Annotated in this window: 20 protein-coding genes, 1 tRNA gene and 1 riboswitch; of the genes, 10 read left to right on the top strand and 11 right to left on the bottom strand. The window is 45.3% G+C overall.

The features are described 5' to 3' along the window. The 5 genes from rsxD to HOP38_RS11295 form a co-directional block, all read right to left on the bottom strand. Entirely contained in the window at positions 1-1047 is a 1047-nt protein-coding gene (rsxD, locus tag HOP38_RS11315; RefSeq protein WP_198558086.1) for an electron transport complex subunit RsxD, read from the bottom strand. After that, positions 1047-3740, bottom strand: coding sequence for an electron transport complex subunit RsxC (gene rsxC, locus HOP38_RS11310; protein WP_198558085.1), 2694 nt, complete (start codon positions 3738-3740; stop codon positions 1047-1049). The genes rsxD and rsxC overlap by 1 nt, the downstream gene beginning before the upstream one ends. An 8-nt stretch (positions 3741-3748) precedes the next feature. Beyond that, the gene (gene rsxB / locus HOP38_RS11305; RefSeq protein ID WP_006072942.1) at positions 3749-4330 is read right to left on the bottom strand and encodes an electron transport complex subunit RsxB; all 582 of its coding nucleotides are present in this window, start codon (positions 4328-4330) and stop codon (positions 3749-3751) included. Continuing rightward, on the bottom strand, positions 4330-4911 hold the full coding sequence (gene rsxA, locus HOP38_RS11300) for an electron transport complex subunit RsxA (RefSeq protein WP_006072943.1): 582 nt from the start codon (positions 4909-4911) through the stop codon (positions 4330-4332). Before rsxA ends, rsxB begins: the two co-directional genes overlap by 1 nt. Positions 4912-5216: 305 nt before the next feature. Further along, positions 5217-5292 (bottom strand) — tRNA-Asn (locus HOP38_RS11295). Between the two features lie 486 nt (positions 5293-5778). On the opposite strand from HOP38_RS11295, the gene uvrB reads away from it, so the two are divergent. The 3 genes from uvrB (at position 5779) to luxU (ending at position 9683) form a co-directional block, all read left to right on the top strand. Then, positions 5779-7809, top strand: coding sequence for an excinuclease ABC subunit UvrB (gene uvrB, locus HOP38_RS11290; protein WP_198558084.1), 2031 nt, complete (start codon positions 5779-5781; stop codon positions 7807-7809). A gap of 132 nt (positions 7810-7941) precedes the next feature. After that, on the top strand, positions 7942-9339 hold the full coding sequence (luxO, locus tag HOP38_RS11285; RefSeq protein WP_096442391.1) for a quorum-sensing sigma-54 dependent transcriptional regulator LuxO: 1398 nt from the start codon (positions 7942-7944) through the stop codon (positions 9337-9339). After that, positions 9336-9683, top strand: coding sequence for a quorum-sensing phosphorelay protein LuxU (luxU, locus tag HOP38_RS11280; protein WP_198558083.1), 348 nt, complete (start codon positions 9336-9338; stop codon positions 9681-9683). Before luxO ends, luxU begins: the two co-directional genes overlap by 4 nt. A gap of 64 nt (positions 9684-9747) precedes the next feature. Here luxU and HOP38_RS11275 read toward each other — a convergent pair whose 3' ends face one another. Then, positions 9748-10632 (bottom strand): YvcK family protein, encoded by an 885-nt coding sequence (locus HOP38_RS11275; RefSeq protein ID WP_006072948.1) that lies wholly within the window; start codon positions 10630-10632, stop codon positions 9748-9750. Positions 10633-10803: 171 nt separating this feature from the next. Next, positions 10804-10941: riboswitch (molybdenum cofactor riboswitch) on the top strand. Between HOP38_RS11275 and moaA the strand changes: the two genes are divergently transcribed. From moaA to moaE, 5 genes are all read left to right on the top strand, one after another. Next, the gene (gene moaA, locus HOP38_RS11270; protein WP_198558082.1) at positions 10930-11919 is read left to right on the top strand and encodes a GTP 3',8-cyclase MoaA; all 990 of its coding nucleotides are present in this window, start codon (positions 10930-10932) and stop codon (positions 11917-11919) included. (Overlaps the previous riboswitch by 12 nt.) 44 nt (positions 11920-11963) lie before the next feature. After that, a complete protein-coding gene (gene moaB / locus HOP38_RS11265) occupies positions 11964-12476 on the top strand; it encodes a molybdenum cofactor biosynthesis protein B (protein ID WP_006072950.1) in 513 nt (170 codons plus the stop codon). 16 nt (positions 12477-12492) lie between these two features. Continuing rightward, a complete protein-coding gene (moaC, locus tag HOP38_RS11260) occupies positions 12493-12972 on the top strand; it encodes a cyclic pyranopterin monophosphate synthase MoaC (RefSeq protein WP_006072951.1) in 480 nt (159 codons plus the stop codon). Further along, positions 12969-13214 carry a molybdopterin synthase sulfur carrier subunit gene (gene moaD / locus HOP38_RS11255; RefSeq protein WP_006072952.1) on the top strand — a complete coding sequence of 82 codons (246 nt, stop codon included), beginning with the start codon at positions 12969-12971 and terminating at the stop codon, positions 13212-13214. Before moaC ends, moaD begins: the two co-directional genes overlap by 4 nt. Position 13215: 1 nt before the next feature. Beyond that, on the top strand, positions 13216-13674 hold the full coding sequence (gene moaE / locus HOP38_RS11250; RefSeq protein ID WP_198558081.1) for a molybdopterin synthase catalytic subunit MoaE: 459 nt from the start codon (positions 13216-13218) through the stop codon (positions 13672-13674). Positions 13675-13715: 41 nt separating this feature from the next. Here the strand turns inward: moaE and HOP38_RS11245 are convergent, their stop codons facing one another. Both HOP38_RS11245 and HOP38_RS11240 read right to left on the bottom strand, forming a co-directional pair. After that, positions 13716-14519, bottom strand: coding sequence for a Cof-type HAD-IIB family hydrolase (locus HOP38_RS11245; RefSeq protein WP_198558080.1), 804 nt, complete (start codon positions 14517-14519; stop codon positions 13716-13718). Between the two features lie 169 nt (positions 14520-14688). Next, positions 14689-15459, bottom strand: a complete 771-nt coding sequence (locus HOP38_RS11240) for a glycoside hydrolase family 16 protein (protein ID WP_198558079.1) — start codon at positions 15457-15459, stop codon at positions 14689-14691. 434 nt (positions 15460-15893) lie between these two features. On the opposite strand from HOP38_RS11240, the gene HOP38_RS11235 reads away from it, so the two are divergent. Continuing rightward, positions 15894-16880 carry a glycosyl transferase family protein gene (locus tag HOP38_RS11235; RefSeq protein WP_006072956.1) on the top strand — a complete coding sequence of 329 codons (987 nt, stop codon included), beginning with the start codon at positions 15894-15896 and terminating at the stop codon, positions 16878-16880. Between the two features lie 49 nt (positions 16881-16929). Here the strand turns inward: HOP38_RS11235 and HOP38_RS11230 are convergent, their stop codons facing one another. From HOP38_RS11230 to HOP38_RS11220, 3 genes are all read right to left on the bottom strand, one after another. Next, the gene (locus tag HOP38_RS11230; RefSeq protein WP_038229531.1) at positions 16930-18297 is read right to left on the bottom strand and encodes a TrkH family potassium uptake protein; all 1368 of its coding nucleotides are present in this window, start codon (positions 18295-18297) and stop codon (positions 16930-16932) included. Further along, positions 18294-18956: a potassium channel family protein gene (locus HOP38_RS11225; protein WP_006072958.1), complete on the bottom strand. Its 663-nt coding sequence runs from the start codon at positions 18954-18956 to the stop codon at positions 18294-18296. The genes HOP38_RS11230 and HOP38_RS11225 overlap by 4 nt, the downstream gene beginning before the upstream one ends. Positions 18957-19149: 193 nt before the next feature. Beyond that, the gene (locus HOP38_RS11220) at positions 19150-21639 is read right to left on the bottom strand and encodes a molybdopterin oxidoreductase family protein (protein WP_198558078.1); all 2490 of its coding nucleotides are present in this window, start codon (positions 21637-21639) and stop codon (positions 19150-19152) included. A 427-nt stretch (positions 21640-22066) separates the two neighbouring features. Between HOP38_RS11220 and cobA the strand changes: the two genes are divergently transcribed. Further along, a complete protein-coding gene (gene cobA, locus HOP38_RS11215; RefSeq protein ID WP_242456522.1) occupies positions 22067-22873 on the top strand; it encodes a uroporphyrinogen-III C-methyltransferase in 807 nt (268 codons plus the stop codon). The last annotated feature ends 9 nt before the right edge of the window (positions 22874-22882 follow it).

Here is a 22882-nt window from a genome sequence, read left to right as displayed (position 1 = left end):
TTAATGTCCATAAGTTCTTGGTTTAGTGTAATAGTCTATGAGCGGAACGCACATATTCGCTAACAGAACAGCAAAGGCGACACCGTCAGGGAAGCCACCCCAAGTACGGATTACGAAGATCATCACGCCGATAAATGCACCAAATATCAATCGACCTTTTACTGTTGTCGAGGCTGATACTGGGTCAGTAGCAATAAAGAACGCCCCAAGCATGGTTGCACCAGATAACAGGTGTAATATTGGTGACGCCGTCGCGCCTGGTGTAAACAGCATGAATAGACCACTAATCACGGTTAACGAGGCAAGAATCGCAACAGGAATGTGCCACTGAATGATTCGTAGCTTAAGTAAGATAAGACCACCAGCTAAATAAGCAAGGTTCACCCACTCCCAACCAATACCCGCTAGACCGCCAAATATAGGCTGTTGAACGACTTCCGCAATAGTGTTGCCATTTTTAATACCCGTTTTGAAAGCATCAAGTGGTGTCGCCATGGTAATACCATCAATACCAGTACGAATTTGCTGTAATGAATACCCGTCAGCATCAAAACCCGAGAAAATGAGCGAGAATGCATCGGTGAAAGTAACGGGTTCACTGGATAGTGAATGAGGCGTAATCCAACTAGTCATTTCAACCGGGAAGGAAATCAGCAGAACAACATAGGCTACCATCGCTGGGTTGAACGGGTTCTGTCCTAGGCCGCCATATAAATGCTTAGCAATGATGATGGCAAATACTAAGCCGATGACTAATACCCACCAAGGAGAGAGTGGCGGTATCGCAATTGCCAATAACCAAGCCGTGACGAGTGCGCTATAGTCACGAAGAGCAGAGAGAGGGGAGCGTTTACGAAACAGCATTACGATCGCTTCGAGCATCAAGCCGACTATGATAGCTAAACACAGTTGAATAGCGGTGCCCCAACCAAAAAAGTATGTTTGCGCTATCAGACCTGGTAACGCACAAAGCGCCACACCTTTCATTAGATCTGGAGTGCGTTTACGACTGTGCGCATGTGGAGAGCTAGCAATAAAGAAAGACACTAGTTGTTCTCCTTGTTATTTTGTTCTTTTTCAATTTTTCTCGCTTTTGCGCGTGCAATTGCAGCTGCAACTGCCGCTTTTTTGGGGTCATCCACAGCAGGCTCGTTCTCACCTTTAGTCTTAGGCTCTGTTTCGGCAGCAGATTGCTTACGCGCTTTAGCACGAGCGATAGCGGCAGCAACGGCTGCTTTTTTCGGATCCTCTTCAGTAGGTGCGTCGGCGTCTTGAGCTTCTGGCTCGGTCTCTACAGCGGCTTGTTTACGCGCCTTAGCACGAGCGACAGCGGCAGCAACAGCTGCTTTTTTGGGATCGTCTTGAGCTTCTGGTTCTGTAGCGGCAGCGGCTTGCTTACGCGCTTTAGCACGAGCGATAGCGGCAGCGACGGCTGCTTTTTTTGGATCGTCTTCAGTAGGTGCGTCGGCGTCTTGGGTTTCAGGTTCTGTTCCGGCAACGGCTTGCTTACGCGCTTTAGCACGAGCAATAGCGGCAGCGACGGCTGCTTTTTTTGGATCGTCTTCAGTAGGTGCGTCGGCGTCTTGGGTTTCAGGTTTTGTTCCGGCAACGGCTTGCTTACGCGCTTTAGCACGAGCAATAGCGGCAGCAACAGCAGCTTTTTTCGGATCGTCTTCAGCAGGCGCATCGGTGTCTTGAGTTTTCGGCTCGGTTTCGACAGCGGCTTGCTTACGCGCTTTAGCACGAGCGATAGCGGCAGCGACGGCTGCTTTCTTCGGATCGTCTTCAGCAGGTGCATCGGCATCTTGAGTTTCCGGCTCTGCTTCAGTTGCTGCTTGCTTCCTTGCTTTAGCACGAGCAATCGCAGCGGCAACAGCGTCTTTTTTCGACGTCTGAGCCTCTTCACCTGATGATTCTTCAGCTTGTAACTGTTGAGCGGCTTTCTTTGCTTTTGCCCTTGCTAATGCAGCCGCAATAGCCGCTTTTTTAGGGTCTTGCTCAGTACTGTCTGAGCCTTGTGCAGAGTCCGCTTCAGCTGGCTTATTTGCTTTTCGTTCTCTAGCCAAGCGTTTACGTTCTTCTCGCAACTTGGCCATTTCGGAGTTGTCTGGTTCTGCTTGTCCTTGTTTAGCGGCTTCAGCTTGTTTGGCTTTAGCACGAGCTATGGCTGCGGCAACGGCAGGCTTAACCTCATTCGTTGCAGAAGGGGACTTCTGCGCTTTTACGCGTTCAATCGCAGCAGCGATGGCATCGTCGCCACCAGATGATTTCATCTGTTTGCGGCGGTCGTCAGCGGCTTTCTTGAAGCGATTTTCTCGCTCGGCTTTATCACGCTCTAGACGTGCTTTCTTCTCTTCAAATCGAACTTTGGCTCGTTCTGCTGCCTCAGACTCTTGTTTCCGAGTACGAATTTCGGCTTTAGCTTGGCGATAGTAATGAACTAATGGGATCTCACTTGGACAAACAAAAGCACACGCTCCACATTCGATACAATCTTTGAGGTTTAACTCTTCACACTTATCGTATTCTTGAGATTTCGCGTACCACTGTAACTGCTGAGGTAACAAGGATGCAGGACAAGCTTCTGCGCATTGACTACAACGAATGCATGACATTTCATGTGAACGAGGATCAATCTCTCGATAAGTCGGAGCTAGAATACAGTTCGCTGTTTTAGTAATTGGCACATTCGCATGAGGCAATGTGAAGCCCATCATAGGGCCGCCCATAATTAAGCGTGGAGATTTTTTATCGGCTTTGTAACCAAATTGATCCAATAAAGATTGCACAGGAGTGCCGATCAATGCCCAAACATTACGTGGTTGTTTAAAGGTTTTCCCTGTTAGAGTGACAACGCGCTCAATCAAAGGTTCACCATCGCAAACGGCACGTTTGATTGCGTAAGCCGAGCCAACATTTTGCACCATCAAACCAATATCAGCAGGAATACCGCTTACAGGGACTTCCAGGTTGGTAAGTATTTTAATGAGCTGCTTTTCGCCCCCAGATGGATATTTAGTTGGAATGACTCGAATGACGATATCTTCATCTGTCGCTGCTTGTTCCAGTGCTTTAATTGCTTCAGGCTTATTGTCTTCAATACCAATGATCGTCAGCTTTGGTTTGAGAATGTGATTGAGGATCTTAATACCTTCAATGACTTCCTGTGCCTTATCTTGCATCAAGCGGTCATCAGCAGTGATATAGGGTTCACATTCGGCCGCGTTGAGAATTAGAATCTCAGTGCGTTGTAAGCCAGACTGGATTTTTCTTGCAGTTGGAAAACCTGCGCCGCCCATACCAGAAATGCCTGCTAAGCGGATTCGCTCTATCAAGGACTCTGGTAGCTCATCAAGATAATTCTCACATGGGTTTAGATCGAACCATTCGTCTTGTTGATCCGCTTCGATAACAATACATAGGTCGCTCAAGCCTGATGGATGTGCAATAGTGCGCGGTTCAATGGCCTTTATCGTTCCAGATGTTGGCGCGTGAATCGGCAGCATAAATGCCGCATTGACTTGGCTGAGAGGTTGTCCTTTCAAGACACGCTCACCCACAGTTACTAATATATCGCCTGGTTTACCAATATGCTGTTTGAGTGGAATCACTAACTCATTTGGAATATTTGCCTTGGCGATAGAGCTTTGGTTGGATTGTTTCTTGTTTTCTTGCGGGTGTACGCCACCGGGGAAATCCCAAAGAGAACCAGATTTGATTTGTTCAATAAGTGATAACATGACGCTCCCTACTCACCGCTAGCTTGTGTTTGAGTTTCGGAAATATTGACAACAGGAATAGCATCAAGCTGCCACTTCCAAGTATCAGCGGTTGTTTTTACAGGAATCATTTCAATACAGTCAGTAGGGCATGGGGCAACGCATAGATCGCAACCAGTACATTCGTCTTTGATTACAGTGTGCAGCGCCTTTGTTCCGCCAACGATGGCATCTACTGGGCACGCTTGGATGCATTTAGTACAACCAATACACATATCTTCATGGATAAAAGCCACTTTCTTTATCGACTTTTCTGCGTCATGAGCGGAGTCTTCGACTTCAACACCCATTAAGTCAGCAAGCTTCTCAATAGTTGCTTGGCCACCGGGAGGACACTTGTTAATAGCGTCGCCGTTTGCAATAGCTTCCGCATAAGGGCGGCAGCCAGGGTAGCCACATTGTCCGCATTGTGTTTGAGGCAGAATACCGTCGATTTGGTCAACAATTGGATCGGCTTCTACTTTAAACTTAATCGAAGCAAAACCGAGAACGGCCCCAAAAACGGCCGCTAAGATAACAAGAGCAATAATTGCAATAAGAATTGTCGTCATTACAGTTTCACCAACCCAGTGAAGCCCATAAATGCAAGAGACATTAGTCCCGCTGTTATCATGGCAATCGAGGCTCCTTTAAAGGGAGCTGGCACATCAGCTGCGGCAATACGCTCACGCATTGAAGCAAACAAGATAAGAACTAAAGAGAAACCTACAGCCGCTCCGAAGCCATAGATAATGGATTCGATAAAATTGTGGTTTTCGTTGATGTTTAGTAATGCTACGCCTAAAACTGCACAGTTAGTGGTGATCAAGGGTAGGAAAATACCTAGCAAACGATAAAGCGTTGGACTGGTTTTATGAACTACCATCTCAGTGAACTGCACGACAACGGCGATAACCAAGATAAAACTCATGGTTCGTAAATATTGAATGCCTAAAGGTACTAAGACGTAAGTTTCTACTAAGTACGCGCACACTGACGCAAGTGTCAGCACGAATGTCGTGGCTAACCCCATGCCAATTGCAGTCTCGAGTTTTTTAGAAACGCCCATGAAAGGGCATAACCCAAGGAATTTTACCAGTACGAAATTGTTGACGAGGACAGTTCCCACCAACAATAAGAAATATTCGGTCATAATAATAAGTGTAAAGAGCTCCGATCCCGTTATTATCCTGCTTTGCGTAGCGAATAACAACCAGTGAAACATAAGGTTTTGTCTGTTTGTACGAAAAGTATAGGTATTAAGCCTAAAATCAGGAAAGGGAAGTTTTAGGTTTCTGAAACGCAACAAGCATTTCTTGCGACACGACCTCTTTGGAATTTGGCTCCACATGAGGGACTCGGACGCGGGCGGCGAGCTCTGCGACATAAAGCTCGGTACGAGTTTCGTCGCATTGAAACGTAAAAAGCCGCGTCTTTCGACACGGCTTTTTTGGAATTTGGCTCCCCCTGCGGGACTCGAACCTGCGACATACGGATTAACAGTCCGCCGTTCTACCAACTGAACTAAGGGGGAATTGCTTTAAGCGGGGCGAATGTTAGCTATCTCACCAGATAGAGTCAATATTTTTCTGCAAAAAAAAGCAGAAAAAAAACCGAAGAAAAAACTTTACTTTTCTGTATGCCTTGCTGGGTATAAGGCTATTTTACTTATCCACCAAATTTGTGGATAAATGTGTTAATTACACTGTATCAAATTAGAAGTAGGTGAAATGCAAGAACAAGAGGTTGTGAATAAGTTTAAAGCTTTGATGGTAACTTGCTGAATCTTCTGGAATTAAACGGAAAGGTAAAATTAATGTCAGAATTGAGAATTGTGTGAATAAGACACTTTTATCGATTGATTGGGGAAAAGTCGTGGATTAATTAACAATAATTATTTGGCTGTGACGCCGAGCAGGGCGAATACAATATCAAAAAGTCTGCCCGATAGCGAGCTTTAGGTTGCAAATTCTGTCGGCTAGGGGTGAAATACTAGGTTCGTTAACAAAGGAATCGCATTATGGCAAAACACTTCGAATTGGTTTCGGATTATCAACCTTCTGGAGATCAACCTACCGCCATCGCGCAGCTAGTCGATGGGCTGGATTCTGGTTTAGCACACCAAACATTGCTCGGCGTGACCGGGTCAGGTAAGACGTTCACGCTTGCCAATGTGATTGCGCAATCTCAGCGACCAGCGATTCTGTTAGCACCAAACAAAACTCTTGCGGCTCAGCTGTATGGTGAAATGAAAGGCTTCTTTCCAAATAATGCGGTTGAATATTTTGTCTCTTATTATGACTACTACCAGCCTGAAGCTTATGTGCCTACCACCGATACCTTCATTGAGAAAGATGCGTCAGTCAATGCACATATTGAGCAAATGCGTTTATCTGCGACTAAGGCATTACTAGAGAGAAAAGATGCCATCATTGTGGCTTCAGTATCAGCGATTTATGGTTTGGGTGACCCAGACTCTTACCTGAAGATGATGTTGCATGTTACTCGAGGTGCGGTTATTGACCAGCGGGATATTCTATTGCGTCTGGCCGAACTGCAATATTCTCGAAATGATGTGGCCTTTGAGCGTGGTCAGTTCCGAGTTAGAGGGGAGGTCATTGATATCTTCCCAGCGGAATCCGATCAAGAAGCGGTTCGATTGGAAATGTTTGACGATGAAATCGACTGCATCAGTCTCTTTGATCCTCTTACCGGAGTGATTACTGAGCGAGACATTGCTCGCTATACGATTTACCCAAAAACTCACTATGTGACGCCTAGAGATCGTATTTTAGATGCTATTGAGAATATCAAAGTAGAGTTAGCAGCTAGACAGACGTATCTAAAAGATAATAACAAGCTACTTGAAGAACAGCGTATTTCGCAACGGACTCAATTTGATATTGAGATGATGAACGAACTTGGCTTCTGTTCTGGTATCGAAAACTACTCACGTTATCTCAGCGGAAGAAGTGAGGGAGAGCCGCCTCCGACACTGTTTGACTATCTCCCTGCTGACGGTTTATTGATTATCGATGAATCTCACGTCACCGTGCCTCAAATTGGAGCCATGTACAAAGGGGACCGTTCAAGAAAAGAGACGCTGGTGGAGTATGGATTCCGATTACCTTCAGCGTTAGACAATCGCCCCCTCAAGTTTGATGAATTTGAGATGATTGCACCACAGACTATTTTTGTTTCGGCAACACCTAGTACTTATGAGCTGGAAAAATCGGATGGCGATGTCGCTGACCAAGTTGTTCGTCCGACTGGTTTGCTTGACCCAGAAATTGAAGTACGTCCTGTAGCAACTCAGGTTGATGATCTGCTATCTGAAGTACGCGCTCGATCAGCGATAGATGAGCGTGTGTTAGTAACTACACTAACAAAACGTATGGCCGAGGACCTTACTGAGTACTTGAGTGAACATGGCGTCAAAGTACGTTACTTGCACTCAGATATTGATACCGTGGAGCGGACTGAAATCATACGCGACTTACGATTGGGTGAATTTGACGTGTTAGTAGGTATTAACTTACTACGAGAAGGTCTAGATATGCCTGAGGTGTCATTGGTAGCTATACTTGACGCTGACAAAGAAGGTTTCTTGCGCTCTGAGCGCTCCCTGATTCAGACCATAGGTCGAGCTGCACGTAACCTAAAAGGTAAGGCGATTCTTTACGGTGACCGCATTACCAATTCCATGCAAAAAGCCATCAATGAAACCAACCGCCGTCGTGAAAAGCAGCATGCTTATAACGTTGAAAACGGTATGGTCCCGATGGCCTTGAAACGTAATATCAAAGATATTATGGAGATTGGCAGCGTGGCCAAGGGTGGTAAGCCCAAGAAAGGAAAACAAGTACCGTTATCGAAAGTGGCTGAGCCTTCTCAAGCGTATGTGGCACTATCACCTCAAGATCTAGAAAAACAAATTCTAAAATTAGAAGCAGAGATGTACCTGCATGCTCAAAACCTAGAATTTGAACTAGCCGCAGAAAAACGTGATGAAATAGAAAAACTTAGACAGCATTTTATTGCTAATAGTTAAAAGTTTTGGTTGAGTTTGATAGGCTGTTTCAAATATAAACAGCAAAATAAAAATGGTCTTTATTGGATAAAAATTGCAAAATGCGAATATTCTTATAAAGACCAAATTATAATCAACAGTTAGCTAGGAACTATGCAACAACTATTCGACGAGCCCAAGTCTCGCTATCTACTTATGGTAGAAGACACGGCTTCCGTTGCTGCGCTGTATCGCTCATATCTATCTCCATTGGGTATAGATATCAATATCGTTGGAAACGGTAGAGATGCAATTCAAAGTTTAGCGCACCGGACGCCTGACCTCATTCTACTGGATTTACGACTTCCCGACATGACGGGTATGGATGTATTGGACGCTGTAAAAGAGTTCAATCCCGATGTTCCTGTCATCTTTATGACAGCTCATGGTTCTATCGACATTGCGGTAGACGCTATGCAGCATGGCGCGCAGGACTTTTTAATCAAACCGTGCGAAGCCGATCGACTTCGCGTGACGGTAACCAACGCCATCCGCAAAGCTTCTAAGCTACGTAATGAGATTAATGATTCTAGTAGCCAAAACTACCAAGGATTCATTGGCAGCAGCCAACCCATGCAGGCGGTTTACCGCACTATTGACTCTGCCGCTTCCAGTAAGGCCAGTATCTTTATTACTGGAGAAAGTGGTACAGGTAAGGAAGTGTGCGCAGAGGCGATCCACGCTGCGAGTAAACGAGGCGATAAGCCATTTATTGCGATCAACTGTGCCGCCATACCAAAAGATCTTATTGAGAGTGAGCTGTTTGGTCATGTCAAAGGTGCCTTTACGGGGGCGGCAAGTGACCGACAAGGTGCGGCAGAGCTCGCTGATGGCGGCACGCTGTTTCTTGATGAGCTCTGTGAAATGGATCTTGATCTACAAACTAAACTACTGCGCTTTATTCAAACGGGTACCTTCCAAAAAGTGGGGTCTTCACGTATGAAGAAAGTGGATGTACGTTTCGTATGTGCGACCAACCGAGATCCTTGGAAAGAAGTACAAGAAGGGCGATTTAGAGAAGATTTATACTACCGACTTTATGTTATCCCTCTTCATTTGCCACCGCTTCGAGAGCGTGAAGAAGATGTGATTGAAATTGCCTACTCGTTATTAGGCTTTATGTCGCATGAAGAAGGTAAGAGTTTTGTGCGCTTTGCTCAAGACGTCATTGACCGCTTCATTCAGTACGAGTGGCCAGGTAATGTCCGCCAATTACAGAATGTACTGCGCAATGTGGTGGTATTGAATCAGGGTAAAGAAATAGAGTTAAGTATGTTGCCGCCGCCTTTGAATGAGCCAGCGATTAAGCCCGCAAACTCAAGCAATGTGGTATCAGTATCATTTGGGCCACAGGACATCCAACCTTTGTGGAAAACTGAAAAAACCACCATAGAGCAAGCGATAGAAGCGTGTGACGGTAACATTCCACAAGCAGCGAAACACTTGGACGTGAGCCCCTCGACAATCTACCGCAAAATACAGGCATGGAATGCAAGCGAGAAGAAAGCATGAAGTTTATGAATCGAGAAAAAGTAGAGCAGCTCACTCGCGAGATTGGTCAAGATAACATTCCTATTCTTCTAGGGATTTTCACCGGAGAGTTGGTGACATATCAGGCGCAGTTAAGTGAAGGTGATTTAACCGAAAAAATGTCGCACATGAAGGAAATCTGCCATGCGCTTAAGAGTAGTGCAGCTAGCTTTGGAGCTGAGTCACTGTGTGAGTTTGCTGTTGATATCGACGCTCAAGTGAAAGGTGGCAAATTACGAGAAGATCAAGCTCAGGTCGACAGTATGCTGGCGAATCTTTCGGAAACACACTCTTGCTATATAGAATTCTTAGAGTCGATTAAATAATGTCATCACCGAGTTGCAAAACGGGGGGCACCATTTGGCGCCCCCGTTTCTTTTGCATCAATTATTAAAGCAGTGACTCGATAGCATGCTTTAGTTTTACTCGGTCATGACGCCAATCTCTATTTGGCGATGCCAGAGGAAGGGTAACGCAGTTCCATTGACTGCAAATATCAGAGTGTGCTTCTTCACCTAAAACAACGTCCAGTTTTCTGCCTTGAAGTGCACGTTCACACCACAGCAGCTTCTGTTCTAATGTCATGCGGCCAGCTGGGCCATATTCGGGTGATAGGTTCTCGACAAATACGACTTTAGCGGTTTGATTCTGGCAGATCGCTTGGCTCAAATCAGCGAGAAGCAGCGGTGGCATAATACTGGTTAAGAAACTGCCTGGTCCGAGAATAATACAATCGGCTTGAGTAATCGCTTCTACTGCTTCTTTGGTGGCGGGTACGACGGGGTCAAGATCCAATCTTTGTAAATCTTGTTCCATCTCATCAACGGATGTTTCACCTGTCACCCATTTACCGTCGACAGAGAGAGCTGTCAGGTCAGATGGATGTTCTGACATTGGAATGATATTGACATCAACCGCGAGAAGCTTGCGGATTAAATGTATGGCTTCAAGTGGACGAACGGACAAGTTATCCAGCGCAGTGAGCATTAAGTTGCCAAGGTTGTGGCCGTTTAGATCGCCAGAGCCTTTAAAGCGGTACTCAAACATCATGGAGCCAATAGACGGGTCGGTAATCAGCTGATTAATACAGTTACGAGTATCACCCCAAGCGATGCCGCCTTGACATTCTCGGATGCGCCCAGTAGAACCACCATTATCTGTAGTAGCTACGATACCAGTGGCATTCCCGCCAAATTCCTTCAAAGCCGCCAACATACGACCCAGCCCATGACCACCACCAATGGCCACGACTTTCTTTGATGAATATATGCTCATCTTGTACTTCTTTTGAGTTATCTGAACTTTGTAACATAGGTTAAATTGTTCATTTGAGATACTCAACTATAATAAAAATGACGAATATGTAAGGTTTTTTGACATGAAGGCTGGAAAACCATACCGTTATTGAGTATTTTACTCAAAAGCTGTTACCGACTCATTATGCGGTAACTGCCATAACTCCGAGCTCTACGCGCTAAGTCGAACCAAAGATAAGCTTCTAGAGCCAGTGACAATTTGTCACAAGGGCATAATTGGAAATGATTGTGCCTCCCGTGTTTGGAAAGGTGTTCCGTGGCGCAACAATTCGAAGATAAATTTAATCGCAAGTTCTATTACTTGCGTCTTTCGGTTACAGATGTCTGTAACTTCAAGTGTACATATTGCCTCCCTGATGGCTACAAACCGCCTGGTCACAAAAGACCAGCCTTTTTGACGCTTCCAGAAATCAAACGCGTGGTTACCGCGTTTGCAGATTGTGGTACTTCCAAAGTACGAATCACTGGTGGTGAGCCGAGTTTGCGCAAAGATTTCCCTCAGATCATTGAAACGGTAGCGAATACACCGGGTATTACGAAGGTAGCAACGACGACCAATGGTTATCGAATGGCTAAACAAGTTGATACATGGCGTCAAGCTGGCCTTACCAATATCAATGTAAGTGTAGATAGTCTCGATCCAAGAATGTTCCACCAGATCACCGGTGAAAACAAATTTACTGAAGTGATGTCTGGCATCGACCGAGCGTTTGAAGTCGGCTATGAGCAGGTCAAAGTCAATGTGGTATTGATGAAAGATCTCAATGCCAAAGAGCTTCCTGCCTTCCTCAACTGGATCAAAGATCGTCCGATTCAATTGCGTTTCATCGAGTTGATGCAAACTGGCGAAATGGACGAGCTATTTAACAAGCATCATGTCTCCGGCACTGACATTCGTAATCAACTGATTGCCAACGGTTGGATCTTGAAAGCTCGAAGTCAAAATGATGGCCCAGCTCAAGTTTTTGTTCATGCGGACTACCAAGGTGAGATCGGCCTTATCATGCCATACGAGAAAAACTTCTGTGAAAGTTGTAATCGTCTACGTGTGTCGGCAATGGGCAAACTGCACCTCTGTCTATTTGGTGACCATGGTGTAGAGCTACGCGACTTACTTCAAGACGACGCTCAAGAGAGCGCTCTGATCGAACGAATTCAAGCACAATTACAGACCAAATCAGTCAGTCATTTCCTGCATGACGGTAATTCAGGGATGACACCGCATTTGGCATCTATCGGCGGCTAATAGACCGCGAAAAAATACGTAAAAATTTTATAGGGTGAATAATCATGGGTCACGCAGAAAGCAAGTTCGTGCCTGCAAATATCGCAGTGCTAACCGTATCGGATACACGTACCGAAGAAAATGACACGTCAGGTCGCTTTTTAGTCGAGAATCTACAAGAAGCAGGCCACACACTGGCGGATAAGCAAATCGTTATTGACGATATCTATCAAATTCGCGCAGTGGTGTCGAAATGGATCGCTGATGAGAGTGTGCAAGCGGTAATGATCACTGGCGGTACGGGGTTTACTTCTCGTGACAGCACGCCTGAAGCACTCGTTCCACTATTCGACAAACAAGTGGAAGGCTTTGGTGAGCTATTCCGTGCAGTTTCTTACGAGGAAATTGGCACATCAACTATCCAATCTCGTGCAATCGCAGGTTTTGCAAACCACACGGTTATCTTTGCGATGCCAGGCTCGACTGGAGCATGTCGCACAGGTTGGACGAAGATCATCAAGCAGCAACTTGATGCTAGCCACCGCCCATGTAACTTCATGCCTCATCTAAGTAAGTAATCATCTAGGGAAAGTCATGTCCGAATTTACCCATATCAACGCCTCTGGCGAAGCAAACATGGTCGATGTATCGGCCAAAGCCGAGACGGTGCGTGAAGCAAGGGCCGAAGCTTTTGTTCACATGGCACCAGAAACTCTGCAGATGATTACTTCAGGCAACCATCACAAAGGTGATGTGTTTGCTACTGCACGTATCGCAGGTATTCAAGCGGCTAAGAAAACATGGGATCTTATTCCTTTGTGCCATCCGTTGTTACTGTCTAAAGTGGAAGTACAGCTGGAAGCTATCGAAGCGGAAAACAAAGTACGTATCGAGTCTGTTTGTAAGCTAGCAGGTAAAACTGGCGTAGAAATGGAAGCGTTAACAGCTGCGTCTGTGGCGGCTTTGACTATTTACGATATGTGTAAAGCGGTACAAAAAGACATGGTTATTGAAAACGTTCGTCTACTCGAAAAAACGGGTGGAAAATCAGGACACTTCAAGGTGGAATCATGATTAAAGTACTTTTCTTTGCACAAACTCGCGAGCTGATTGGTCAAGACAGTGTGGAGCTTGCTGCTGAGTTTGCCACAATCGAAGATATTCGAGCCCATCTTGCCGCTCAGCAAGGTAAGTGGGAACTAGCTCTTGAAAGTGGTAAGTTGCTTGCTGCTCTTAATCAAAATATTGTTGCTCTGGATGAGAAAGTTCAAGACGGCGATGAAGTGGCTTTCTTTCCACCGGTAACGGGAGGTTAACATGACCTTAAGAGTATCCGTTCAACACGAAGACTTTTCAGTGGGCGCTGAATACGATGCGTTGGCTGAAGGTACAGCGTCGGGTGCAATTGTCACGTTTACCGGCAAAGTTCGCGATATGAACTTAGGCGACAATGTTACCGGGTTATCACTAGAACACTATCCGGGAATGACAGAACGTTCGCTGGAAAAGATCTGTGATGAAGCAGAAGAGCGTTGGATGTTAAATGGTATTCGTGTAATTCATCGCGTGGGTGATATGGATGCCGGTGACCAAATCGTATTCGTTGGAGTATCTAGTGCTCATCGTGGATCTGCGTTTGAAGCTTGCGAATTCATAATGGATTACCTTAAAACCAAAGCTCCGTTTTGGAAAAAAGAGCAAACGACAGAGTCGACGCGTTGGGTTGAGTCACGAGACTCCGACGCCGAAGCGGCTGCACGCTGGCAAGAAAAATAATCTAAATCAAAAGAGCATGTCGATGACATGCTCTTTTTGTATCACTCGACGGTGGCTAAGTATTTATCTACCACTTTCAAGACGCCTGCTTCATTGTTGCTTGGAGCAATAAAGCGACTCAGTTTTTTTATCTCAGGATGTGCATTGTCCATAGCGTAAGAGTGGTAGCTCTCTTTTAACATTTCAACGTCATTGAAGTAGTCACCGAAGCTCATTGTTTCTGCAAACTTAAACCCTAAATGCTGTTGCAAGAAACGAATAGCAGCCCCTTTTGAGGCTTCTTTATTCATGACATCCAACCATATTTTTGCGCTTACCACCACTTGATACTCATTGCCAAAATGATCATTGATGGCTGGGAAAACATGTTGCTCAGCCCCCTCAAAGTTGCAGATCGCGACCTTGATAAAATCGTCTTCGACAGAGAGTAGGTCTTCGACATACTCGTATCGATGATAGTATTTACGGATTTCTTCAAGCGCTCTAGGATCCTGAGTTTCAATATAGGCTGAGTGCTTACCGCATAGAACTATATAAGTGTTATCTATAGATCGGGCAGTTTTGATGATCTCTTTTGCGGCGGCCGTATCCAATGTGCAGCTGTAAAGCTCCTCATCGTTTTGCATGACCAGCGTGCCGTTTTCGGCGATAAAAATCAGCTCATCTTGAATAGAAGAGAACATGTCTTTAAGGCTGTAATACTGACGGCCGGAAGCTGGTGCAAAGTGAATACCTTGCTCTTTAATACGCTCGTAGAGAGGGAAAAAATCTGGAGTCAGTTGACCGTTTGGGTCTAGCAGTGTGCCATCCATGTCCGTTGCTATAAACTTGATTGTACTGTGCATATATTATCGCTGTTCAAATGGTAAGAGACGTGTGCAGTATACGTAAATCGACGCGATGGTGAAGTAAATAACTGGAATCTTAGTTAATGACTTGGTCACGTTGACGACAGACGGTTCAGTTGTTGGGTAAATAGGTTCTTATCACACTCAAAATCACCTTAAGAGATAGCTAGTTATTGCATTTCGAACGTGTGAAACGGAAATTTCGATAGTGGGCCGAATGGTGAGCGCCAGTACTTTGATCGTACAACCCAGCCCAGTTTGAGAGCTCTGGCGCGGTGGCCCAGATATTCATCATCGCTCTTAGCTTCGTATCGGATTGGCTAGGAATAGGTTGTGTTTCAGTATTGCGCACTTTGTATACCAGTTCATCGTCGATGTACCATTTTATGGTGTTTCTATTCCATTCTATGGCGTACTTATGAAACTCATCTGCGGCGTCAAAATCTAGGTAGTGAATATATTCATTACGCTGCTCGTAGCTATCGTCGTTACTCCAAAAATTAAACTGTACCAAGTTGGTGTTCAGGCCAATAAATTCAATGTCAATTTCGTTATGGATTCCATTGCCACTTTCAGGCTGATCGTAGGGACCTGCAAACAGGAAGAACGCGCTCACGACACCTTCCGCTTTGACAGGCTTCATTTCTACCTCAAAACAGCCGTTCCCATAAAAGCCTTGAGTGCGTATCTCTCCTGATACGATCTCTGGATAGCCATGATTGTCGATGATATTGGATAAGTTGAGTGCCAACCCCTGTGGACTAAATTCTGCGTGGTCGTGTTGCCATCGATTTAAAAACGGATAACCGTTCTCCCACCCGTCGGCGATAAACCAACGATTGGTGTCTAATGAGGTCAGCGGGTCGTCAAATGCTTTCCCAGCCTCGGCAGAAGTGGCAAGACACACCATAGCAAGTGTTGTAGTCGTTGTTTTCATTATCGAGTCCTTTCATTGGCTTAGAGCTTTCACCTCGGGCTGAAATCGCTGTTATGGCCCGCTCTTTATAGTAGTTGTGGACGACTGACAATCCATCAGAGCGTTGTAACAGTTTTGAGAAACAACAAAGTTAAGAATCACACTATTGGTGCAACTGCATGATGATAGATCACAGTAAGACGTGGTAAATACAAAGAAATAGATACAAATTGTTGATATTTAGTGACTTTAATAACTGGCAATGTTCTTGCAGTGACATGAAGACTTCTAAATAAGAAGCGTGACATAAAGTGTCTCACTAATAATCAGTTGGCGACGGTGCGTTCTCATTCATTCGAGGCGCACCTTTTTTCTATTGAGTAAGGGATATGTTGTGGCGATGGCTAATTCTTGGATTACAATGGGTGAGTCAGTACATATAAAAAGGATTAAGTTTGTCGATTATTAAAGAGTGTATTCGCACGGTTGGCCGTGGGTCTCGTGGACGTGGTCCGTTAACTCAGGAACAAGCTAAGCAAGTGATGGAAGAGTTTATCGATGGACAGATCGGTGATGATCAAATGGCTATGTTGATGATGCTTATCCGCGTCCGCGACGAAACCCCAGAGGAAATCGCGGGCTTCGTGGAAGGTTTGAAACCTCATTACCCAGATATTAGCGCTGATTTCGACTGGCCATTATATGCGGGTAAAAGAGTAGGGCAGTCATCGGGAAAACCTTGGCATCTTATTGCTGCGAGCATTTTGGCGGAACATGGTGTACGGGTGGTGTTGCATGGCGACTTGGATAAAGAAAGTGATCGCTTACATGCAAAAGACTGTTTGGGTACACTCAATATTTCCAAAGCGGAGGATTTAGCTCATGCACAGCAACTTCTTGACCGCGATAATATTGCCTATTTACCGCTGAACCACTTTTGTCCACTCGCCAAGAAAATGTTGGATTGGAAGCATCGCTACGGTCTAAGAACACCGATCAATACTGTTATTCGAGCCCTGAATCCAGCGAATGCACCTTTTGGTATGCGAGGAAGTTTTCACCCGGGTTTCCAAGAACTGCACGCCAAAGTCGAACATCTTCTCGCTCGACATGGAAGAGACAACAATGACTATCAACGAATGCTATCGTTCAAGGGACAAGGTGGTGAAACGGAATACAATCCGAAAGTAAGCCAAACTGTGTGGTGGGTCGAATCCGATACGATTCATTCTGAGTACGTTGAAGAAAGTATGGCCGAACTAGCGCTTCCACAACACTGTCCATTACAGACACCGCAAGAAGAAATGCAGTTGATGGCAAATACCGTTGTATCCACATTGACGGCAGCGCTGTTTTCAATTTCAGGGGATTGGCAACAAGCATCCGAGAAAGCAAACCAATACTGGAATGGTTATTGCGAGACTCCACACTCAAGTTGTTAAGTAATAAACAGGCGCAGCCATTGACCGCGCCTGTTTTAGTTTACCGTTATTAACCTGTCAGGACGTTGTCTTCAGGGTATTTTAGTAATGTCGGTTTTGGTCTGGCTAGCATGTAGGCTAAGGTTAGTGGTCCAACACGACCAATAATCATCACGACAATCATAATCCACTTACCTTCGGTATTGAGTTGAGCAGTTAAACCTGCTGTTAGTCCGACGGTAGCAAATGCCGATATGGTTTCAAACAACACTTGTTCAAATTTTGCCTGTTGGGTGACCATAAGTAAGAACATGGCGATAGTCAAAATAGCACCGCTCACCACTATGATTGCAAGCGACTTAGTGACGGTCTGCCAACTAACAGTGCGATTAAAGATCTCCACGTATTGTTTCTGCCTTAAGAATGCCCATGTGGCATAGAAGGCAACTGCGAATGTCGATACCTTAATACCACCACCTGTCGATGTAGAGCCTGCACCTATCAGCATTAAGATAATCATAATCAGTAGGGCAGGTTGCCCAAACTGAGCGATATCAACGCTATTAAAGCCAGCAGTACGAGCACTTGCCGACTGGAAGAATGCGGAGAGCCATTGTCCACCAAGAGGTAAAGCCCCTAAAGTTTCTGGGTTGGTGCGTTCCAGTAAGAAGAAAAACAGTGTGCCGCCCAACAACAAGATGGGTGTGGCAGTGAGCATGATTTTTGTATGTAGCCCTAGCCTAGAAAAGCCTTTCTTACCGTTGATCGCAAGATCACTGACCACGGTAAAGCCCAACCCGCCGAAGATGAATAACCCAGACAAAACAAGCAGAACGACTGGCTCTGATGCGAAACTCATCATACTATCTGAGAACAAAGCGAAGCCGGCGTTATTAAAGGCGGAAATCGCGTGAAATATCGAATAAAACACGCCTTGAGACAAGCCCATTTCGGGGATCCAACGCATAGCTAAAACGGCCGCACCGATAGCTTCAGCAATGAAGGCAAAAATGATGATTTTCTTCACTAACCCTTTAATATTGACCCGGCGATCTTGGCCAAGCGCTTCTTGGGCCAAAGCTTGTTGCTTTAGGCTTAATCTAACACCAAACATGTAGAGTAAAACCGCTGAAAGCGTCATTTGCCCAAGGCCGCCAATTTGCATCAACAGCATCAGTAACACTTTCCCTGAAGTCGTGAAATGCTGACCAGTATCGACCACACCGAGTCCAGTCACACTGATAGCGGATGTCGCCGTAAAGAAGGCGTCGCTAAAGCTCAATCCGGTAACCGAAAATACGGGTAGTGTCAGCAGCAAAGCAGAGGGTACTAAAACCGCCAAAAAGCTTGCTACTATAAGGTAAGGCTCTGACGGTACTGCTGATTTCCTAGTGAGTTTAATCGGGTAAATCAGACCTTTTTGGAAACGACGATTCATGACAGTCTGATCTTTTCGTGCAGGTCTTTTTCTGGGCCAGCAACAATGATCATGTCACCAATTTCAAGTGTTTGACTCATTTTTGGGTTGGCGTCCAGCTCAGGACCGCGCTTGAATCCCAGTACTTTAACATTGCTAGCTTGGCAAATGGCGACGTCAGCCAAGGTTTTGCCCATTAACTTATTGCCAACGACGATTTCGGTTAGCGCTAAGCCACTTCCTAGTTCATTGAAAGCAATCACTCGGTTATCAAGCATACGCTGCGCTACTCGGATACCCATATCTCTTTCAGGCATGATGATTTTATCTGCCCCTATCTTTTGCAAGATTTTGTACTGGAACTTGTCATTCGCCTTAACCCACACTTTCTTCACTTTGGCTTCTTTAAGCACCAGTGTGGTGAGAATACTGGCATTGATGTCATTACCTATGGATACCATCACCATGTCGAACTCATTCAGTCTGAGCTCTTCAACGGTTTCTTCTATCGTACAGTTGGCAATAATGCCTTGTGCGACGATTTTAGACACTTCCTTTACACGATCTTCATTGATGTCGATAGCAAGAACTTGAGCACCGGCTTCAGATAACTCTTTACAGATACTCATTCCAAAACGCCCTAAACCAATCACGGCGTATTGTTTGGTCACTGCTTTCATAATATCTACCTGCTTACTTTGTTTTTATGCATTCGGAGCTTAACGCTAGGTGGCTGTTGTTTAAATATAGTATTAATTATCGGATAAAAATTTCAGTGTTATCTGACAATAACAGCGGTTCACGTAAATATACATTAAGCGCCTAAAACGTAGACAGGTCAATGCTCTATTCGATTCGGCTATGTCGAGGAGATTAGGTTCGACTCATAAACTGGCTTTCCAGATGGTCGTTGACTGATTGCTCAAACAAAGATGTCAACCAGTCTAGGTCATGTTCTTGTATCGTGGTTTTTACGATAAAGGCTCGTTGCATAACATTGGCGCTAATGACTGCTTTGCGATGTTCCAAATCCGTAATACCTCCATCAAATGACAGCGTTTTGTTGTTCTTTACAGCAATGATGTTTGTGAGCTGTACGATGAGCGACATGGCATCACATTTCGAGGCTATACGATACAAGTAGCCGGATTCAACCTTCTGTTTCACCCAGTAATCCATGTCAATGAGGCTTAACGGAGTGCGGCTGATGAGCAACGCTTCACACTGTTTTGGCCAAAGCTCTATTGATACTGGGGTATGTTTGAATTCGGGTTGGCCAGAAAAAGGGTCAGTATTGGGCGAGATAAGTTTACACGCTTTTGCATTACTGGCGGTTGCTAAGTTCCAGTGAATGGGTACAAAGGCGTGCTCAGCAGTCACGTCGGAATCTACCGCTACCCGCATGTGAATATTGGCGTGTGGGTTGGATAGCTCTGCGATGTCTCCAGATTTAAGTCCCCACATGAGCGCTGTATCAGGATGCAGGCTTATAAACGGTTCTGGAGTATGAGAGGCCAGATGAGGTGACAATCCAGTACGGCTCATGGTGTGCCAATGATCTCGCGTCCGGCCACTGTTAAGCAAAATAGGCAGTGCATTGCTGGTTGTTTGTTGTGGGGCTTGATAACCCGTGGCGACAAAGTGTGCTTTTTGGTCAGCAGTATAAAACTGATGTTGGTTAAACAATCGCTGGTTGACGATATCGGTTTGTAACGTTAACACTGGCCATTGTTGCGGAATAAGCGTGTTATAGCCTTTGTCATCCAACTGAGTTAACCCACTTAATGTCAGATCACGCTGTTGACCGCCCTCATTACCTAAGGTCGTCATGCGAGCATACTCGTTGAAGATTTGCCCCTCATGTAGATAATCAAAAGCATTGGTGAAACCCATTTTCATTGCCACCTCGCTTACTATCCACCAATCAGGCATAGCCATGCCAGGGCTGGGAAGCAATCGACGTTGTCTTGAAATACGGCGCTCAGAATTGGTGACCGTGCCCGATTTCTCGCTCCAACCTTGTGCGGGTAAAAGCACGTCAGCTAGTTGGGCGGTTTCGGTTTCCTTAATACAATCCGAGACCACTACAAACGGGCACTTTTGTAGCGCTGATTTTATTTTTTCTGAGTTAGGTAGACTCACCATGGGGTTGGTTGCCATGATCCAAATCGCTTTGATTTTTCCTGCTTCGACTGCGTCAAACAGGTCGATCGCTTTAAGGCCAGGCTTAGTGGCAAGAGTGGAGGTTTTCCAAAACTCACTAATTAATGAGTGATGCTGTGGATTATCAAACTCCATATGACTTGCTAATGTGTTTGCCAGTGCACCTACCTCTCTTCCTCCCATTGCATTAGGTTGCCCAGTGACAGAGAAGGGGCCCATGCCAGGCTGTCCAACTCTGCCTGTAGCGAGATGGCAATTTAGAATGCTGTTGACTTTGTTCGAGCCACTGCTGGATTGATTAACGCCTTGCGAATAGATGGTGACGGTTTTTGGGGTGTTAGCAAACAGAGTGTAAAACTCTTCAAGTTGCGATTGAGTTAGCCCTGTGATGGAACCAACGTCGACCGTCTGCTTCGCAACGGCCAACGCGTCATCAAACCCTTGCGTATGGTGTTCTATGTAGTTTGCGTTGAGCTGTCCCGTCAGTGAGAGATGATTCAATAGCCCGTTGAACAGAGCAACATCACTGCCAGAATGAATGGCGAGGTGTAGATCGGCAAGCTCACAAGTTGCGGTTTGACGAGGGTCAATTACCACCACTTTCATGTTTGGATTATTCTGCTTAGCAGTCTTTAAGCGTTGAAAAAGGACCGGATGACACCACGCCAAGTTAGAACCAGTAATGACAACCAAGTCAGCCAGTTCGACATCTTCATAGACCACGGGGACAGTATCGCTGCCGAAAGCACGTTTATGGCCTACGACGCTCGAGGCCATACATAACCTGGAATTACTATCGATATTGCCGCTGCCAATAAAGCCCTTCATGAGTTTGTTGGCGACATAGTAATCCTCAGTGAGCAACTGACCTGATACATAGAATGCGACAGAGTCAGGACCATGTTGTTGAATGGCCTTCTGGAATTGTTCAGCGACAAGAGACGTCGCCTCATCCCAAGTCATAGACTTTTCCTCTAAAGCATCAATGCTGCGAGTGCGATGGATCGGTGATAAAAGGCGACCGTCGGTAATGACCGTATCCCCAAGTGCGATACCTTTGGTACACAGTTTGCCATAATTGGAGGGATGCTGTTTGTCGCCTCTTATTTCCAGAAGACCGTTTGCTTTTGGTCTCGCTTCAACACCGCAACCGACTCCGCAATAGGCACATGTTGTCTTAATCCAGCCTTCTTTAGTCATAACCTTTGTCCTTGCTGATAATTTCCGTTAATTGTTGTTGAAAGCAAAACGCGCGCCATTGGGGTATTGTTGGGTTAAATAAGTATTTATCCCTAATATAGTCAATCAATACAAATGGTTAGCCCATATACCACTAAAGTGGTATATGGGCTTTTTTGACAAAATATCAGTTATTTATTGTTTATTTGCACTGTTTTGGGATTTATCGCACTAAAAATGCTCAAAATCTTCTCTAATTGGATTTTTGTGGGTGTTGTTTTTGTGTTTCTAAATCAAAGGCTGAAATTATATTTCATTGTTTTTAAAGAGTTTATTCAAAAAATAACGAGACTATTATCATCGCTGGCATCCTTATTGCCTCTAAGTTGGCAAGCGAATAAAAAAATTTCGCCTGTCTATAAGGAGAAATGCCATGCAAGGAAATAGTATGAGAAGTAATCATATCTCATTGGTGGGTGCTGGACCGGGCGATCCTGATTTGCTCACGGTTAAGGCTCTTCGAGCAATCCAATCTGCTGATGTCATTATCTTTGACAATCTCGTTAGCCAAGAGATCAAGGCACTTTTTCCATCCAACAGCGAGCAGGTTTATGTTGGCAAAGCTAAGGGTTGCCATAGCTATACCCAGCAGCAAATTAACCAAACCTTAATCGACTATGCCCATCGAGGTGGACGAGTTTGCCGAGTTAAAGGGGGCGATGCCTTTATATTCGGTCGTGGCGGAGAAGAAATGCTACTCCTCAAAAAACAAGGCTTTGATGTCGATGTTATTCCAGGCATTACGGCTGCTTCGGGGTGCACCACATACTCTGATATCCCGCTTACTCATCGCGGTTTAGCTCAAGGGTGTACTTTTATCACCGCCCATGCCGAAAAGGAGTTGGACATACATTGGAAAGCACTGGCTGACCTGAATCAAACTCTCGTTATCTACATGGGATTAAGCAAAGCGGAGATGATTGCGAGCTCTCTTATAGGCGCAGGTTTATCGGCGTCTACCCCCGTAGCGTTAATTGAAAACGGCTGTTGCCCAACGCAAAGAACGGTGCTTGGCAGTTTGGATGAGCTTGTCGAGTTAAGAGATAGCCATCAAATTCAGTCGCCTGCTCTCATTGTCATCGGTCAAGTGGTCACAGTGGCTGAGCAAATGCAGTGGCTGTCGCAGCTCAACGAACGAGTATCGATAGAAGCATCTAATCAAAACCAACAACAAAAATTACAACTGACAGCGTAAATATCAAAG

Origin of the sequence: Vibrio mediterranei (assembly GCF_013364395.1) — a bacterium.
GTDB classification, from domain to species: domain Bacteria; phylum Pseudomonadota; class Gammaproteobacteria; order Enterobacterales; family Vibrionaceae; genus Vibrio; species Vibrio mediterranei.
This window is presented reverse-complemented; position numbering and strand designations above follow the sequence as displayed.